The organism is Nocardia sp. NPDC006982, from assembly GCF_042869435.1.
Taxonomy (GTDB): Bacteria; Actinomycetota; Actinomycetes; order Mycobacteriales; family Mycobacteriaceae; genus Nocardia.
Genome location: NZ_JBIAFV010000002.1, coordinates 126692 through 142864, shown reverse-complemented (window position 1 = coordinate 142864; position 16173 = coordinate 126692). Strand labels below are relative to the sequence as shown.

At 64.7% G+C, this 16173-nt stretch carries 14 protein-coding genes and 4 tRNA genes; 12 read left to right on the top strand and 6 right to left on the bottom strand.

Going from position 1 to position 16173, the window contains the following annotated elements; translation table 11 throughout:
* The first annotated feature begins 181 nt into the window (after window positions 1-181).
* From pstS to pstB, 4 genes are all read left to right on the top strand, one after another.
* Window positions 182-1294 carry a phosphate ABC transporter substrate-binding protein PstS gene (gene pstS / locus ACFYOW_RS09650; protein ID WP_387286304.1) on the top strand — a complete coding sequence of 371 codons (1113 nt, stop codon included), beginning with the start codon at window positions 182-184 and terminating at the stop codon, window positions 1292-1294.
* 91 nt (window positions 1295-1385) lie between these two features.
* Window positions 1386-2378, top strand: coding sequence for a phosphate ABC transporter permease subunit PstC (pstC, locus tag ACFYOW_RS09645; RefSeq protein WP_387286302.1), 993 nt, complete (start codon window positions 1386-1388; stop codon window positions 2376-2378).
* The gene (pstA, locus tag ACFYOW_RS09640) at window positions 2378-3283 is read left to right on the top strand and encodes a phosphate ABC transporter permease PstA (RefSeq protein WP_063044451.1); all 906 of its coding nucleotides are present in this window, start codon (window positions 2378-2380) and stop codon (window positions 3281-3283) included. Before pstC ends, pstA begins: the two co-directional genes overlap by 1 nt.
* A gap of 14 nt (window positions 3284-3297) precedes the next feature.
* The gene (gene pstB, locus ACFYOW_RS09635; protein WP_040686399.1) at window positions 3298-4074 is read left to right on the top strand and encodes a phosphate ABC transporter ATP-binding protein PstB; all 777 of its coding nucleotides are present in this window, start codon (window positions 3298-3300) and stop codon (window positions 4072-4074) included.
* 138 nt (window positions 4075-4212) lie between these two features.
* Here the strand turns inward: pstB and phoU are convergent, their stop codons facing one another.
* The 4 genes from phoU to ACFYOW_RS09615 form a co-directional block, all read right to left on the bottom strand.
* Window positions 4213-4875, bottom strand: coding sequence for a phosphate signaling complex protein PhoU (phoU, locus tag ACFYOW_RS09630; protein WP_387286300.1), 663 nt, complete (start codon window positions 4873-4875; stop codon window positions 4213-4215).
* A gap of 101 nt (window positions 4876-4976) precedes the next feature.
* Window positions 4977-6923 (bottom strand): LCP family protein, encoded by a 1947-nt coding sequence (locus ACFYOW_RS09625; protein ID WP_387286298.1) that lies wholly within the window; start codon window positions 6921-6923, stop codon window positions 4977-4979.
* 662 nt (window positions 6924-7585) lie between these two features.
* Complete coding sequence (gene dusB / locus ACFYOW_RS09620) at window positions 7586-8734, bottom strand: tRNA dihydrouridine synthase DusB (RefSeq protein ID WP_387286296.1); 1149 nt, start codon at window positions 8732-8734, stop codon at window positions 7586-7588.
* A gap of 70 nt (window positions 8735-8804) precedes the next feature.
* Entirely contained in the window at window positions 8805-9665 is an 861-nt protein-coding gene (locus ACFYOW_RS09615) for an SDR family oxidoreductase (RefSeq protein WP_387286294.1), read from the bottom strand.
* A gap of 141 nt (window positions 9666-9806) precedes the next feature.
* Here ACFYOW_RS09615 and ACFYOW_RS09610 point away from each other — a divergent pair, with 141 nt between their 5' ends.
* The gene (locus ACFYOW_RS09610) at window positions 9807-10460 is read left to right on the top strand and encodes a hypothetical protein (protein WP_387286293.1); all 654 of its coding nucleotides are present in this window, start codon (window positions 9807-9809) and stop codon (window positions 10458-10460) included.
* Window positions 10461-10581: 121 nt separating this feature from the next.
* Here the strand turns inward: ACFYOW_RS09610 and ACFYOW_RS09605 are convergent, their stop codons facing one another.
* Both ACFYOW_RS09605 and ACFYOW_RS09600 read right to left on the bottom strand, forming a co-directional pair.
* The gene (locus ACFYOW_RS09605) at window positions 10582-11547 is read right to left on the bottom strand and encodes an acyl-ACP desaturase (protein WP_387286291.1); all 966 of its coding nucleotides are present in this window, start codon (window positions 11545-11547) and stop codon (window positions 10582-10584) included.
* Between the two features lie 842 nt (window positions 11548-12389).
* Window positions 12390-12462 (bottom strand) — tRNA-Lys (locus tag ACFYOW_RS09600).
* An 850-nt stretch (window positions 12463-13312) separates the two neighbouring features.
* On the opposite strand from ACFYOW_RS09600, the gene ACFYOW_RS09595 reads away from it, so the two are divergent.
* The 7 genes from ACFYOW_RS09595 to ACFYOW_RS09565 all read left to right on the top strand — a co-directional run bounded on the left by ACFYOW_RS09595 (window position 13313) and on the right by ACFYOW_RS09565 (window position 16140).
* A complete protein-coding gene (locus ACFYOW_RS09595; protein WP_063044439.1) occupies window positions 13313-13978 on the top strand; it encodes a TetR/AcrR family transcriptional regulator in 666 nt (221 codons plus the stop codon).
* Between the two features lie 93 nt (window positions 13979-14071).
* Window positions 14072-14144, top strand: a tRNA-Glu gene (locus tag ACFYOW_RS09590).
* Between the two features lie 29 nt (window positions 14145-14173).
* Window positions 14174-14247 (top strand) — tRNA-Asp (locus ACFYOW_RS09585).
* 59 nt (window positions 14248-14306) lie between these two features.
* Window positions 14307-14383, top strand: a tRNA-Phe gene (locus tag ACFYOW_RS09580).
* A 238-nt stretch (window positions 14384-14621) separates the two neighbouring features.
* Window positions 14622-14849, top strand: coding sequence for a hypothetical protein (locus ACFYOW_RS09575; RefSeq protein WP_387286289.1), 228 nt, complete (start codon window positions 14622-14624; stop codon window positions 14847-14849).
* 145 nt (window positions 14850-14994) lie between these two features.
* Window positions 14995-15180, top strand: a complete 186-nt coding sequence (locus ACFYOW_RS09570) for a hypothetical protein (RefSeq protein WP_364485851.1) — start codon at window positions 14995-14997, stop codon at window positions 15178-15180.
* 240 nt (window positions 15181-15420) lie between these two features.
* Complete coding sequence (locus ACFYOW_RS09565) at window positions 15421-16140, top strand: polyprenol monophosphomannose synthase (RefSeq protein WP_387286287.1); 720 nt, start codon at window positions 15421-15423, stop codon at window positions 16138-16140.
* The last annotated feature ends 33 nt before the right edge of the window (window positions 16141-16173 follow it).

Here is a 16173-nt window from a genome sequence, read left to right as displayed (position 1 = left end):
AGCGCCGGGCTGTTCACCCTCCGTTCACTCAGCCTGGTCCAAATGTCAACCGAGCGACCTTACGTTACATAAGGGCGGCACCGTTGCCGTCTGGTGCGCAAGTTCCCCGCGAACAGCACCACGAAACCCGCCCGGGCCGGTGAGGGACCGGGCGTGTCGAGCGCGATTCCCGGAGGAATAAGTGAACTTCAAGCGCAGCAGCGCCCTGATCGGTGTGCTGGCCGCCGTCGCCATGCCCCTGGCCGCCTGTGGCAGTGACGACAACACCTCTGCCACCGGCGATTCCGCCGCCAAGGTCGATGTCACATGTGGCGGTAAGAAGGCCCTCAAGGCCAGCGGTTCCTCGGCTCAGAAGAACGCCATGGACCGTTTCGTCGCCGCCTACGAGGCCAATTGCAGCGGCTTCACACTGAACTACACCTCCAGTGGCTCCGGCGCCGGTGTCAACGAATTCCTTGGCGGCCAAACCGATTTCGCCGGTTCCGACTCGCCGCTGAGCGATAAGAAGGGTGAGCCGGCCAAGGCGCAGGAGCGCTGTGGCGCCCCGGCATGGAACCTGCCGACCGTCTTCGGCCCGATCGCCATCACATACAACATCGACGGCGTGACCGATCTGGTGCTCGACGGCCCGACCGCCGCCAAGGTGTTCAACGGCGCCATCGCCACCTGGGATGCCCCGGAGATCAAGGCGCTGAACCCGACCGCCAAGCTGCCCTCGGACAAGATCTCGGTGATCTTCCGCAGCGACGAGTCGGGCACCACCGACAACTTCCAGCTCTACCTGGACGCCGCCTCCGACGGCGCGTGGGGCAAGGGCGCGGGCAAGACCTTCAACGGCGGTGTCGGTGAGGGTGCTAAGGGCAACGAGGGCACCTCGGCCGCCATCAAGAGCACCAAGAACTCGATCACCTACAACGAGTGGTCCTTCGCCAAGGCACAGAACCTGTCCATCGCGCAGGTCGTCACCTCGGCCTCCAAGGATCCGGTCAAGCTGACCCCGGAGTCCGCGGCCAAGGCTGTCGACAGCGTGAAGATCAAGGGCGAGGGCAACGACCTGGTGCTCGACACCTCGTCGTTCTACAAGCCGACCGCGGCAGGCGCGTACCCGATCATCCTGCCGACCTACGAGATCGTCTGCTCGAAGTACGCCGACGCCGATACGTCCAAGGCGGTCAAGGCATTCCTGACCTCGGCCGTCAACAACGGCCAGAAGGGTCTGGACACCGCGGGCTACGTCGCGATCCCGGACAAGTTCAAGACCAAGCTGACCACCGCGATCAACGCCATCAACTGATAGCCGCCACGCCATGACCGTGCACCCTGAGGTGTCCGCCGCGGACCAGTCGGACTCGACTGGTCCGCTGGCGGCTGGAGATACTGCCCCTATGTCGAGTGAACCGAGCACCGAACCGGACTCACCGAAAGGTCCGGCCGCAACACCGGCCAGGAAAGGCCACAACCAAGGGGCCGAGGTCGTCTTCCGGTCGCTTGCCACCGCAGCGGGTGCCACGGTCGTGGCGGCCATCGCACTGATCGCCCTATTCCTATTGATCCGGGCTTGGCCCTCGATCATGGCGAACGAGGCGAACTTCTTCACCACCAGCGAGTTCAACACCACCAATGTCGACCACCTGAGGTTCGGCATCCGGGACCTGCTGATGGTCACGGTGTTGAGCTCGATACTCGCGCTGGTGATAGCGGTGCCCATCGGTGTGGGCATCGCACTGTTCCTGACCCACTATTCGCCGAAGCCGATGGCACGTCCGTTCGCGATGCTCGTCGATCTGCTCGCGGCGGTGCCGTCCATCGTGTTCGGTCTGTGGGGCTTCCTGGTGCTCGCGCCGAAGCTCGAACCCGTCGAGACCTTCCTGAACAAGAATCTCGGCTGGTTCTTCCTGTTCTCCGACGGCAATGTGTCGATCTCCGGTGGCGGCACGATCTTCACCGCGGGCGTGGTGCTGGCGGTGATGATCCTGCCGATCATCACCTCGGTTTCCCGCGAAGTCTTCAACCTGACACCCCTGTCGCATATCGAGGCCGCCCAGGCGCTCGGCGCGACCAAATGGGAGATGGTCCGGATGACGGTGCTGCCCTACGGCCGCAGCGGTGTGATCGCCGGTTCCATGCTCGGCCTCGGTCGCGCGCTCGGTGAGACGATCGCCGTATTGGTGATCCTGCGCACCTCGGCACAGGCCGGTCACTGGTCGCTGTTCGACGGCGGCTACACCTTCGCCTCCAAAATCGCCGCCGCCGCATCGGAATTCAGTCAGCCACTGCCGACCGGCGCCTACATCGCGGCCGGCTTCGTGCTGTTCGCGCTGACCTTCATCGTCAATGCGCTGGCGCGGCTCGTGTCCGGTGGAAGGGTGAACGGGTAATGACCACCACGACGACTCTCGACAAGCCGGTCAAGGCGCCCACCTTCCGGCATGTGAGCGCGGCCCGCCGTCTCAAGAACAACATCGCGACCGGAGTGGTCTGGGCCTGCTTCGCCATCGCGCTCGTGCCGCTGATCTGGGTGCTGTTCATGGTGGTTTCGAAGGGCCTCGAGTCCGTCGTCTCGCCGGACTGGTGGCAGAAATCGCAGAAGGGCATCCTGCCGGACCAGACCGGTGGCGGTGTGTACCACGCGATCTACGGCACCATCGTGCAGACCGTCGTCGCCGCGATCCTGGCGGTGCCGCTCGGCATCATGGCCGCGGTTTACCTGGTCGAATACGGGCGTGGCGTGCTGGCCAAGGTCACCACCTTCATGGTCGACATCCTCGCGGGTGTCCCGTCGATCGTCGCGGCGCTGTTCATCTTCGCGCTGTGGATCGCGACCTTCGGCTTCCCGCAGAGTTCGCTGGCGGTATCGCTGGCGCTCGTACTGCTCATGCTTCCGGTGGTGATTCGCAGCACCGAGGAAATGCTGAAGCTGGTTCCCGACGAGCTGCGCGAGGCGTCCTACGCGCTCGGAATTCCCAAGTGGAAGACCATCGTTCGGATCGTGGTGCCGACCGCGGCGCCCGGCATGATCAGCGGCATCCTGCTCTCGCTCGCCCGCGTCATGGGTGAGACGGCGCCGGTGCTGGTGCTGGTCGGCTACAGCAAGTCGATCAATACCAACCTGTTCGACGGCAATATGGCGTCGTTGCCGCTGCTGATCTACCAAGAGTTGGCGAACCCGGAACCGGCCGGCCGAGCCCGGGTGTGGGGCGCGGCGTTGACGCTGATCCTGTTGATCGCCCTGTTGTACGCGGCGGCCGCGGTCGTCAACAAGCTGCTCACGCGGAACCGATAGAAGCGAACGGAAAAATGGCCAAGCGGATCGACGTCAAAGACCTGAATATCTATTACGGCAAATTCCATGCGGTTGCCGATGTCAAGCTGTCGGTACTGCCGCGCAGCGTGACCGCCTTCATCGGCCCGTCGGGTTGCGGTAAGTCCACCGTGCTGCGTTCGCTCAACCGGATGCACGAGGTGACCCCGAATGCCCGCGTCGAGGGCGCGGTGCTGCTCGACGGCGAGGACATCTACGGCTCCACCGTCGACCCGGTCGGCGTGCGTCGCACCATCGGCATGGTGTTCCAGCGCCCGAATCCGTTCCCCACCATGTCGATTCGCGACAATGTGGTGGCCGGACTGAAGCTGCAGGGTGTGCGCAACAAGAAGGAGCTCGACGAGGTCGCCGAGCGTTCGTTGCGTGGCGCCAACCTGTGGAACGAGGTCAAGGACCGGCTGGACAAGCCGGGCGGCGGCCTCTCCGGTGGTCAGCAGCAGCGTCTGTGCATCGCGCGCGCCATCGCGGTATCGCCCGATGTGCTGCTGATGGACGAGCCGTGTTCGGCGCTGGACCCGATCTCCACCCTGGCGATCGAGGACCTGATCACCGAACTGAAGAAGGAATTCACCATCGTCATCGTCACGCACAATATGCAGCAGGCCGCGCGCGTGAGTGACCAGACCGGCTTCTTCAACCTGGAGGCACAGGGCAAGCCGGGCAAGCTGATCGAGATCGACGATACCGAGAAGATCTTCTCCAACCCGGGCCAGAAGGCGACGGAGGATTACATCTCCGGTCGCTTCGGATAAGAGTCATAGCAAAAGGCCCGCACTATGGTGCGGGCCTTTTGCTATGTCGGACACCGCTATTCGTGACCGCCGGGGCGCGTGACCGAGCCCCGGCGCGACGGTGCGTGCCGTGTTTCGTTGTCCGGCAGGATATCTCGACTACAGCTCGACGTCGGGGTCCGGCGGAAGCTCACCGGTTACGAGGAAGATCACCCGGCGGCCGATCTCCACGGCGTGGTCGGCGAAGCGCTCGTAGTAGCGGCCGAGCAGCGTCACATCGACGGCCGCCGCGACGCCGTACTTCCAGTCGCGATCCATCAGCAGCGTGAACAGGTGACGGTGCAGATCGTCCATCGCCTCGTCGTCCTCGTTGAGCTGCGCGGCGCGCTCCGGATCACGGGACTCGAGCACCTCCCTGGCACCGGCACCCATATTCACCGCGATTCGGCCCATTTCCGCGAAGTAGCCGTTCACCGCCTCGGGCAGCGCGTGGTTGGGGTGCCGCCGCCGGGTCACCTTGGCGACATGCAGCGCGAGCGCGCCCATCCGGTTGACGTCCTGGACGATCTGGATCGCGCTCACTACCTGTCGCAGATCACCCGCGACCGGTGCCTGCAGCGCAAGCAGGGCAAACGCCTTCTCCTCGGCATCAGTGATCATTTCGGCGATCCGATCGCCCTCGCTGATCACCGATTCAGCCAGGGTGAGATCGGCCTGGAGCAGCGACTGGGTGGCCCGGTCCATCGCCGAACCTGCCAGACCGGCCATCTCGCCCAGCAGGTGGGCAAGGTCGGCCATTTGCTCGTTGTAGATGACACGCATGAAAAGAGACATTAATGCCAGGTGCTGACCTAGTCACCAACACAGGGTTAATGGGCGGTGCAGAACGTTAGCGAGGGCGTTGCCCCAGCTCGCGGCCGCACCTACTTGCAGGTTTCGTCGGCGGCGTTGACGTGCTCCAGGTCCGAGGGCAGTGTGACCGGTTCCGCACTCGCCACGGTGACCGAGACATTCGAGATCGGATCGCCGACCGGCGTTGGAGTGCGAATGGTCGGGTTATCGGCGCCGATCACGACCTCGACGATGCCACCGAGACTGTTCGACTGCTCCATCGTCGCCCCGGGCAGGGAACTGGCCACCGTGGCCGCCTCGGCCTCGTGGCCGGGGCCGAAGCGCACCTTGGTAGCGACCTCGGAATTCCCGCCGGAGTAATTGCCTGTGTTGTAGATCTGGAAGCCCTGATTGCCGAGCTTGGTCGCCGCCTTGTTGGCCGCGCCTGCCGTCTCCGACCCATTGGAGACCAGCAGCGATACCGAACTCGGATCGACCGCGGTCAGCTTCGGCGGCGCCGGCTGGGCTGATGGGATCGAACCGGGGGCCGGGGTCGACTTCTTCTCGCCGGGCAGCGGCTGGTCATCGATGATGGCGCGGAAGATCGCCTTGATATCCGAATCACGCGGGATCTCGTTGCCGTAGGAGGTGGTGCCCGCGGTCGGGATGGTCAGGAAGGTGACCGCGCCCGCGTCGACCTTCTGCAGCGAGCGGCCCAGGGTCAGCAGGTCGGTCGGTTGCACCTTGTCGACGAAGGTGTGGCTGGTGAATGCGGAGATGAAGCCGTTCAACTTGCCGGGATCGAAGAGCACCCGGCTCGACAGTGCGCCGCGCAGCAGCGAGGCCAGGAAGCGCTGCTGCCGGTTGATCCGGTCGTAGTCGCTGCGTTCCTCGCCGTAGACGTGCCTGGCGCGCACGTAGTTGAGCGCGGTCTCGCCGTTGATGTGCTGATGGCCCGAGTTTTCCAGCACGGTGCCCAGAATGCCGTCGATGATCGGCTTGGGCGTGCAGACATCGACGCCGCCGACCTGATCGACCATCGCCTCGAATCCGGCGAAGTCGATGCCGATGAAGTGTCCGATGCTCAGACCCGTCATCTTGCGGATCACATTGACCAGACACTTCGGTCCGGCGAGCGCGTATACGGCATTGAGCTTGTCGCCCATGGCCGCAGGGAAGACCTCGTTGGTGTACTCGGCCTTGTCGTTGTCCCAGCCGTTGCACTGCGGACGGCTGACATCGAGGTCGCGGGGGAACGAGACCACCACGACGCGCGAGCGGTTCTTGGGGATGTTCACCAGCATCACGGTGTCGGCGCGGGAACCCTCGGCATCGTCCAGTGTGCCGGCGCCGACCTGGCCGTTGACGCCCGCGCGGGTGTCGGTCCCGACCAGCAGGTAGTTCTCGTCGCCGAGCTGTGCGCCGGAGTCGAGAACGTCTTCCGGATGGTCGTCGAGTGCGGAGACCTGGGTGAAGCCATTGGCGGTCGAACGTAGATAGCTCCAGCCGCCGCCGGTGACCAACAGCGCGACCACCGCACAAATTGTCAGGGTGGCCCGGCCCGCGACCTGCAGCCGCTTATTGCGGCGCTGTCGGCTCGCGGCGAGCCGGGACAGGCCGACACGGGTCGATGCGGCCGCGGTCTTCGGGGCGTCCGGATCGGTGGTCGGCCAGCCGATGGTGCGCTTCTTCGGTCGCGGGGTCTCCTCGACCGGGGGGATGACGTCGGTGACGACCTCGGGCGGCTCTTTTCCGGAAACCGTCGATGCGCGGCGTTTCCCGGTGCGCCCGGCCGTCGGGGTGCCCGCGATGTCCTCGACGACCGGGGAGGCCCCGGAACGGCGGGCGGCGTCGGCTTTGGCGGCTGGAGTGGCCGTCGTACGGGGTCCGTCGGCCTTGCGTCCGGCTGGGGTGCTCGAGGTACGCGGTGCGTCGGTATTGCGTGCAGCCGGGGTGCCCGAGGTGCGGGGCGCATCGGTCTTGCGTCCGGCCGGGGTGCTCGACGTACGAGGCGCGTCGCCTTTGCGTCCAGCCGGCATTGCAGACGTGCGAGGCGGTGCGTCAGCCTTGCGTCCGGCCGGGGTGGCCGAGGTGCGGGGTGCGTCGGCATTGCGTCCGGCGGGCATGGCCGATGTGCGGGGCGGCGCGTCCGCTTGGCGTGCGGAGGGAGCGCTCGATTTACGCGGTGGGGTATCGGCTTGGCGTGCGGCGGACTCCGGTGGCTTCGGGGCCGCCCGGTTCGCGTGGGTGGGCGGTGCATCCGGAGTCGTTGACCGACGTCGGCGCCCGCTGCGTTCGTTGTCGACCTTTTGGACCAGGTCCTGAACCGTCAGCGGTGTCGAGCCGGAATCGGGATCGTTATGTCGGGCTCTCCGGGACGACCGTGCACCATCGCGTTCGGTGTAATCCGCCGTGGGATAGCGCTCCCACGGGGCGCGACCTCCGGGCCGTGGCGACTGCCCGTGCCGATCGTCACCCACCAACGAACCTCGCTTTTCGTCTCCGCTGCCGTTTCGGCCGCTTTCGACCCGCATGACCGATTCCGCCAATGATAACGATTCCGCCACGGCGAGCCAGCCCAGTGCGAAATCGACGGGCCGAGGTTTTGTTGCACATTTTGATATGTGCTGGTCGGAGGGTTTTTGACGATCGGTAAAAGTACGATTGCACGTACAAGTTGCTTGCCGTTCGCTCGAAACGGTCAGCCGCCGCTGTGCATCAGATCCGCGCCCGCGGGGACGGCCGGATCGTCGGGATCGTCGAGCCAGCCGTGTGGCAGCGCCACCTTGCCCGGCGAACCCTGACGGCCGCGCGGACCCTCGGCATCGCGGGGGAATGGCGCGGTCGGGTCGAGTTCGCCGATGAGGTCCTGCAATTGAGTGAGACTAGACACAGTCGCGAAGGAGCGGCGCAGGTCCGCACCGACCGGAAAACCCATCAGATACCAGGCCATATGCTTGCGCAGATCGCGCATGGCCTTGTCCTCGCCGAGGTGTTGGGCGAGCAGCGCGCCGTGCCGGTACAGCACCTCGCCGACGCGGCCGAGATTCGGCGCCTCGGGCAGTGCTTCGCCGCGCAGTGCCGCCTGCAATTCGGCGAACAGCCACGGGCGACCGAGGCAGCCGCGGCCGACAACGACTCCGTCGCAACCGGTTTCGTCCATCATGCGCACCGCGTCGGCGGCGGAGAAGATATCGCCGTTGCCGAGCACGGGAATCGTTGTGACGGCCTCCCTGAGCCGCGCGATCTTCGTCCAGTCGGCCTGGCCCGAATATCGCTGTGCGGCGGTACGGGCGTGCAGTGCGACGGCTTTGGCGCCCTCGGCCTCGGCAATGCGGCCCGCGTCCAAGTAGGTGAGGTGGTCGTCATCGATGCCGATGCGGAACTTCACCGTTACCGGAACACCGGCCGGTTCGGCGCCCGAAACCATCGCCTTGACGATCTTGCTGAACAGCGCGCGCTTGTACGGCAGCGCGGCGCCGCCACCCAGCCGAGTGACCTTCGGAACGGGGCAGCCGAGGTTGAGATCGATGTGATCGGCCCAGCCCTCGCCGACAATGATCCGCACGGCCTCGCCGAGTGTGGCTGGATCCACACCGTAGAGCTGCATCGAGCGCGGATGCTCGTCCTCGTCGAAGGACATCATGTGCAGCGTCTTCTCATTGCGCTCGACCACCGCCCGCGCGGTGATCATCTCGCACACATAGATCGACGTGGAGCTGCCGAACTCCCGGCACAGCTTCCGGAACGCCAGGTTGGTGATGCCCGCCATAGGCGCGAGCACCACCGCCGGATCGACCGGATATGGCCCGATCCGCAGCGTGCTCTTGGCTTCGGCAGTAATCGTCACGCCCACCAGTGTCTCATCAGCGGCTGGGTTGTCCTCGAGCCGTATGCGCTGACGTGCGCTGACTCACCTGCTATTCGCCGCGGAGTCTGCGGTGGTAGATCTCGCGCACGGCCGGGTCGGGTTGGGCGTAAGCCGTTGTCGCGCCGGTGAATTTCGCGACGCCCAGCTGTGCGCGGTAGGGCAGCAGTTGTGCTGATTTGATGATGGCCGCGAGTCGGCGCGGCACGGTCACCAGCGGTTTGTCCTGCTGTACCGATTTCACGATCGCCTGCGCGACATCCTCCGGATCCACTGTGGTCAGGGGCGTAATCCAGGCCGGCATATTGGCGCCGGCGGACAGTTCGGTGCGCACGATGCCCGGCAGTACCGCGCCGACGTGCACGCCGTGCTCCTTCATCTCCAGATGCAGCGCCGAGGTGAAACCGACCACCGCGTGCTTGGTCGCGCAATAGGTGGCCAGGCCCGGAAAGCCCTGTGTCCCAGCCAAAGACGCGATATTGATCAGATGTCCGCTGCCGCGGTCGATGAATCGCTGGACGGCCAGCCGCGAGCCGTGGATCACGCCATTGAGGTTGATATCGATGATCCGCTGGGTCATCGCCTCGTCCTCGTCGGCGAACAACCCGGTCGGCATGATGCCCGCGTTGTTGACCAGCACATCCAGCGGGCCGAGCTCGCTGTCCACGCTGTCGAGGAAGGCGGCGAAGGAGGCCTTGTCCGTGACGTTCAGCGGCAGGCCGACGATCTTGGCATCGGGATCGGCGCCCAACTCCGCCGCCGTCTTGGCGACCAGTTCGACATCGATATCACCGATCGCGACCGCGGCGCCCGCACCCAGGAATGCTTCCGCGGTGGCCCGTCCGATCCCGCGTGCGCCGCCGGTGATCGCGACGACCTTGCCGCCGAGCGTGGCATCGCCCTTATTCGTCATGTCCCGGGCCTCCTGTGAGCGGGTATCGGCTATTCCCCAAGTGTCGAGGTTTCCGGCCGAATCGTCGGCGGTTTGGGCCGATACGTAGCCTGTTACTCGCGGGTATCGCCCCGTGACCACCAGACTCATCGGAGAGGGCCAATGACGGAACGGATCGAAGGCGCCGGATCGGCTGCGGACCGCGACTCCGGCGTGGAGCCGGGCAAGGCGACCGAGGCGAAGGCGTCCGATACGCCGGCAGGCACGTCCGGCCAGCCGTCGGACCGGCAGCCGGGCACCCTGTCGATTCGCGTGTCCACCGTGGTCGTCGGCGCGGTAATCGGCGCATTGGTGATCGCGGTCGCCGTGCTGGGCGGCTTGCTCGTCTCGGCACGCGGTGATCTTGCCGATCGAAACGATCGGGAAACCGCGGATAAGAGGGCCGAGCAGGTGGCCACCGAATACGCGGTCGGCGCGGCCACCGTCAATTACCAGGACATCCCGTCTTGGGTGGCCAAGCTGAAGGCGAATACCGTTCCGCAGCTGGCGAATAAGTTCGATGCGACCGCGCCCAAGCTCGAACAGATTCTGGTTCCGTTGAAGTGGACCTCCACCGCCGCGCCGATTACCGCAAAGGTGATGTCGGAGCAAGGCGGTATCTACAAAGTCGATGTGTTCGTAAATGTGAGTTCGACGAATGCGCAGAGTCCGGAAGGCGCGCAGACAACGGTGACCTACAACGTCACGCTGGATAAGAACTCGGATTGGAAGATCACCGATGTGGGCGGTGTCGACGGCGCACTGCCGGTGAAGTAGCGCCGCAAGGAGTTTCGGTTGTTGAAGCGATAAGTTCGCCACTGAGCTCGTTGTTGCCGAAAATAAACGCGCCGCCGCCGGAGAAATCCCGGCGGCGGCGCGTTACGTTTGCGGGTCCAGATCAGCCGGCAGCGACTCCGGCGAGCTCGCGCTTCTTCGCCTCGCGGGCGAGCATGCGGTCGCGCTGCTCTTCGAACTTGACGACGTCCTGATTCAGCTTCTCCAAGAACAGGCCGAGCCGTTCGCGCACGGCCTCGCCGCGTGCGGTGAAATCGGTGCGTTCGAAGATGTTCCACTTCTTCAGCACGGGCTGCACCACATCTTCGAGGTGCTGGCGCAGATCGTAGATGCCGTGCTTGGCCATCAGTACGCCGTTGCGGCGGAAGTTGGGCATACCGGCGCCGGGCATCTGGAAGTTCTCCAGGATCAGCGTGATCGCCTCGAGCGCCTGGTCGGGGGACAGATCCAGGGCCGCGCCGCACATGTTGCGGTAGAAGATCATGTGCAGGTTCTCGTCTGCGGCGACGCGCTGCAGCATGCGGTCCGCGATCGGGTCTTCGCAGACCCGGCCGGTATTGCGGTGGCTGACCCGGGTGGCCAGCTCCTGGAAGGTCACGTACGCGACAGAGTGCAGGAAGCCTGCGTCGGCCTCGGTCGGCGAAGCGAATCCGTTGGTCATATGGATCATGCGCGCCTCTTCGAGCGCCACGGGATCGACGCCACGGGTCACCACGAGGTAGTCGCGCATGACGATGCCGTGGCGGTTCTCCTCGGCGGTCCAGCGACCCACCCAGGTCCCCCAGGCGCCGTCCTGCGAGAAGTTCTCGGCGATCTCGCGGTGGTAGGAGGGCAGGTTGTCTTCGGTGAGCAGGTTCGTGATCATGGCCGCCTTGGCGACTTCGTTCAGTCGGGACTGCTCAGGGTCCCAGTCCACCCCGCCGAGTGCCGCGAAGTTGCGGCCCTCGTCCCACGGGACGTAGTCGTGCGGATGCCATTCCTTTGCCAGGGAGAGGTGCCGGTTGACGTTTTCTTCGGCAACCGGCTCCAACTCCGTGAGCAGCTCGAGTTGAGTCAGATCCCTTGCCATATACAAGCCCTTCATGTGTGTGCGCTCTTGCTGGTCAGTCCCCTGGGTAGACCGTGTGCCGATGCGGCCATACCTTACGGCACCGTAGGTGTGATGCGAAACGCATCTGGCTGACAAATGAGACCTCGTGATAGAGGTCATATGCCGACGTCGGCGTTCGACAACCACACCGAGTGTAGGGGCTCGGCCCGCAGCAAGGGGTTTATCGCCACCGGCCGAGAGTCGTTAGCCCAGCGTGTCGTAACGCACAAAGCCGCTGGTGTCGCCGCCGCGATCGGTCCGCTTCGCCGTCGAAAAGTCCGCCCGAGCGCACCACCTGTGTTCTCGGCCAACGCTTCTCCGATCGCGCTGCCGATGCCACCACGCTTGCCGCTGCCGCAGAGCAGACCGCCGAGTATGTGTCCGATGTCGTCGCCGGGCTGCGTCGGTGTTGCGCGCCGCTGCTCGGGCGGATAGGTCACGATCGGAGGCGGCATCGGCGACGCTGGTGTGTTCCTGCACGCCGAGGGCTGATCCAACGCGCCGACCGGCGAAGCCGCGCCCTCGGGCTCGGCCGCCCTGGGTGGCGATCAACCGAGCAATACCTCCTTCGTGTCGGTGGCCTGGTCGACTTGTCGGCGATCTGTCCAATGGGAATCTGAGAAAATCGAATCATCGCGCGAAGTCATCGGGTCCACCTGTTGCCGGGGGATGCCCTCGGGGTGTGCGATTCCGCGGCGCACAGTATGGAAAGCCCGCCGCGGAATATGGTGTTTCATGGCCGCAGCCGATGCGCGTCGCGACTGCGCGCGGTCCGGAATATGACTCAGGCGTCCGGTATGGAAACCGGACGCCTGAGAAGGTGCCCCCAGTAGGGCTCGAACCTACGACCTGCGGATTAAAAGTCCGTAGCTCTACCAACTGAGCTATAGGGGCGCGGATGGACAGTGTAGTGGGCCGGTCGCGGATCGGGTAACCGGGGGCGGGCCGCGTCGGTTGGGGGCGTGGATCGGTTCGCTCGGGGATGTCGGGTGCCGGTGCCGAGTCGTGCTGGTGCACGGGGTAACACGATGCGTGCGGGTAGCGATGCTGCCGGTAAACAATTGGTACCCAGCTTTGTTCATTCCTACCGAGCCGAGCTACCATCCAATCATGTTGCGTACCAATGTCTTTGGATTTGCGGGGGGTGTAGGGCCAGTGCGCGGGGGGACGCAGCGAGGCGACTGGCCGGTGTCGCGCGGACGGCTCCGCGGCGACCGGGCCGCTGGTCGACTCGGGTGAACAGTGCTGCGACGCTGTCGAATTCGGAAATCCGAGGCATCACTTTGCTTGATTGCGTGAAGTTTGCTGTAACAGATATCCGGATGTTTCGGCCGCTGGAGTCTCCGGTTTGCCGCGTGTCGGATGGTGTTTCCGGGTACGGTGACGACTTGGTGAATTACGGAAGAATCGCCGACTTACCCGGCGATCCGAAATTCGGCTTATCGTTGGTGTGCCCGAACGTGTCGCGGCCGGTTCGACCGATCGCGACTTCCTACGAATCGACGCCGGGGGAGGCAGATCCGAGACGAAGTAATGCCCAGGTGCGCACCCCCTGCGGCGCACCTGGGCAGGAAAACTATACCAGCTGGTGTGTTTCAGGATTTTCGCAAGTTTTCGTACCGAAAGTTTGAAACGGGGCGAAATCCCGGTTTGAAGTATTGATAAAACTCATAACTTCGCGCCAAGGGTCCGTTCCTTTGGGGGCACCGATTGGCGACGAGTAGGCTTCGGAGGCGTTTCGAGCATGGCACGGCAGCAAGAGCGGGCCCGCCGGACACGCGCGGCGATAATCAGGTCCGCCGCCGTTGAGTTCGGGAAGAGCGGCTATGCCGCTGCATCGCTCAACCGCATTTTGGAAGGTTCACGCGCCACCAAGGGCGCCATGTACTTTCATTTCGATTCCAAGGAAGATCTCGCACGCGCGGTACTCGAGACCGCGGTCGACCGATACCGCACATCGGCCGAGCGTTGGCTTGCCAGAACGGATCTCGGTCCACTCGACGTCCTGCACGGGATGGTCGACGAGGTGGCATTGCGACTCGAGCACGACATCATCGTGCAGGCCGAATTCCGGTTGATCATCGAACCGGACTTCTATCGCGATGTGCAGACCGGCGGCGGTCGAATACTCGGCCGCGCCACCAGAGCACTCGCGGTCCGCGCCATCGATCAGGGCCAGCTGCGCGCCGATGCGGACCCGGACCGCTTCACCCGCACCATCTCTGCCGCCCTCGCCGGCCAGCGCTATCTGATCGACATCCTCGGCAGCGGGGTCGATCTACGGACCCGGTTCCAGGAGGCGCTCGAAGTCGTGGTCGAGGCGATGGCCACCCCGGAGTGGGCGGAGAAGTTCCGCAACGACGGCTGGCGGGCGCAAGCTCGACTCGAAGAGCTCGGTTTGGGAGCCTGAACAGCCGATTTGGGAAACGCGGCCGTTCTGTCATAAGCTATCCCAGCTCCCAACGGACAGCCGTTGAAGCCGGTCCGGAGAAATCCGGGGCGAGCCCCCTTCGTCTAGCGGCCTAGGACGCCGCCCTTTCAAGGCGGTAGCGCGGGTTCGAATCCCGTAGGGGGTACGGTCTTCGGATCGTTGGAAGCAACGCAAGGCCCTGTGGCGCAGTTGGTTAGCGCGCCGCCCTGTCACGGCGGAGGTCGCGGGTTCGAGTCCCGTCAGGGTCGCAAAATAAGCGCCGGAGTAATCCGGCGTTTCGCGTATGGCATTCACCACGGGTGCCTGCGGCCAGGTAGCTCAGTTGGTACGAGCGTCCGCCTGAAAAGCGGAAGGTCGCCGGTTCGATCCCGGCCCTGGCCACCAAATCCCCTCGGCATATCACCTGGTCGGGGGGATTTTTTAGGTCCGGGGCTCGGCTATCGAACTCGACCGAAGTGACGGATGTCCCGGCGCGCATCGGGGTTCGGTGCGTATGTTGGAGCGTGCAACTCAGGGGGCGAGCTTCGTCGGCTCCGGCTGACGGGCGAACTCCGAACACATCAGGCAAGTGAAGCAGGTGTCGAGCAGAACCGTAGGACTGCGATTCGAAGGAGGAAATCTCATGCGATTCGTCAAGACCGGTGTTCTCGCTGTAGCGCTGGCCGGTGCCCTCATGACCGGGGCCGGCATCGCGCACGCCGACGAAAGCATCACCGTGGACGCCAAGTTGCTTGGCTGCGCGATGCAGGCCGGGATCAGCGCATCCGACCTGACGGAGGCCAATATCGGCCGCTCTGTCACTGTCTCCGATGAGGTTGCCGCCCAGCTCCGGGCGAATGGTTGCCTCTGATCTGTCCCGCCGGTCGTCCTGGCCGTCACAAGCCAGGACGACCGGCTTTTCGACCGTGCCGCATCAGTACTCACAAGGGGACGGATCTTGGGGGTCGGGGTGGAAATCGGGGGTCTGTTGATCATGGTGGTGGGATGCTGGGGGGATGGCGGAGAAGTGGTATTACTGCTTGAAGCATCAGCGGGCCGAGAGTGGGAAGCAGTGTTGGTTCCGGGACCGGATGGGGCCGTATCCGGATCGGGCTACTGCTGAGCGGGCATTGGAGATCGTGCATGCGCGCAATGCTCGTGAGGATGCTCGGGATCGGGATTGGCGCGATGGGGAGAAGTGAGGGTGCGCCAGGGGTGGTGTGCGGCAACTGATTTCGATGTGGATCCGGGGGTGGTCGGCGGGGTGGTCGCCGCGATTCGCGAGGTAGTCGGCATGTGGCGGGTATTCGGGTGGCGGCGGGAGCGTGCGGGCGCTCAGGTGGTCTTCAGTTCGATCAAGTACGGTTCTTGGCAATCAGACGAGTGCTCCGGGTCCTGTCGTGGGTCTGCGGGCTGGAACAGGTGAGCAGGGAGGGCGACCCTTGAGGGTTACCGTTGTTGTGCCGACCTACAACGAGCGGGAGAATCTGCCGGTTGCGGTGGAGCGGCTGACGGCGCTGCCGGTGCCCGATCTGCATGTGCTCGTGGTGGATGACAATTCGCCGGACGGGACCGGTGAGATCGCCGACAAGCTGGCGGCCGAGCTGCCGAATGTAGTCGGCGTACTGCACCGCACCGAAAAGAACGGATTGGGCCGCGCGTACGTGGCCGGGATCACCCGGGCACTGGACGAGGGCGCCGATGTGGTGATCCAGATGGATGCCGACCTGTCGCATCCCGCTGAGGTCATTCCGGCGATGCTGGAGAAGCTGGATACCACCGATGCCGGTGTTGTGCTCGGGTCCCGCTACGTGCCCGGCGGGTCCACCGCCGAGGAGTGGAAGTGGTACCGCAAGGCGCTGTCCGCCTGGGCCAACTTCTACGTGAACCTGATCCTGCGTCTGAGCGTCAAGGACGCCACCGCCGGGTTCAAGGCGTGGAAGGCCGATACGTTGCGCGCCATCGACGTGGCCTCGATTCGCAGCAACGGGTATTCGTTCCAGGTCGAGATGAACTACCGCACCGTCAAGAAGGGCATCACGATCGCGGAGGTACCGATCCGGTTCGAGGAGCGCACCCTCGGCGCCTCCAAGATGAGCCTCAAGGTGCAACTGGAATCCGCGCTGATGCCGTGGAAGCTGCTGATCGGGCGCTCGGTCTGACACACCCGGCGACGACCGGGCACCCGTCCACCA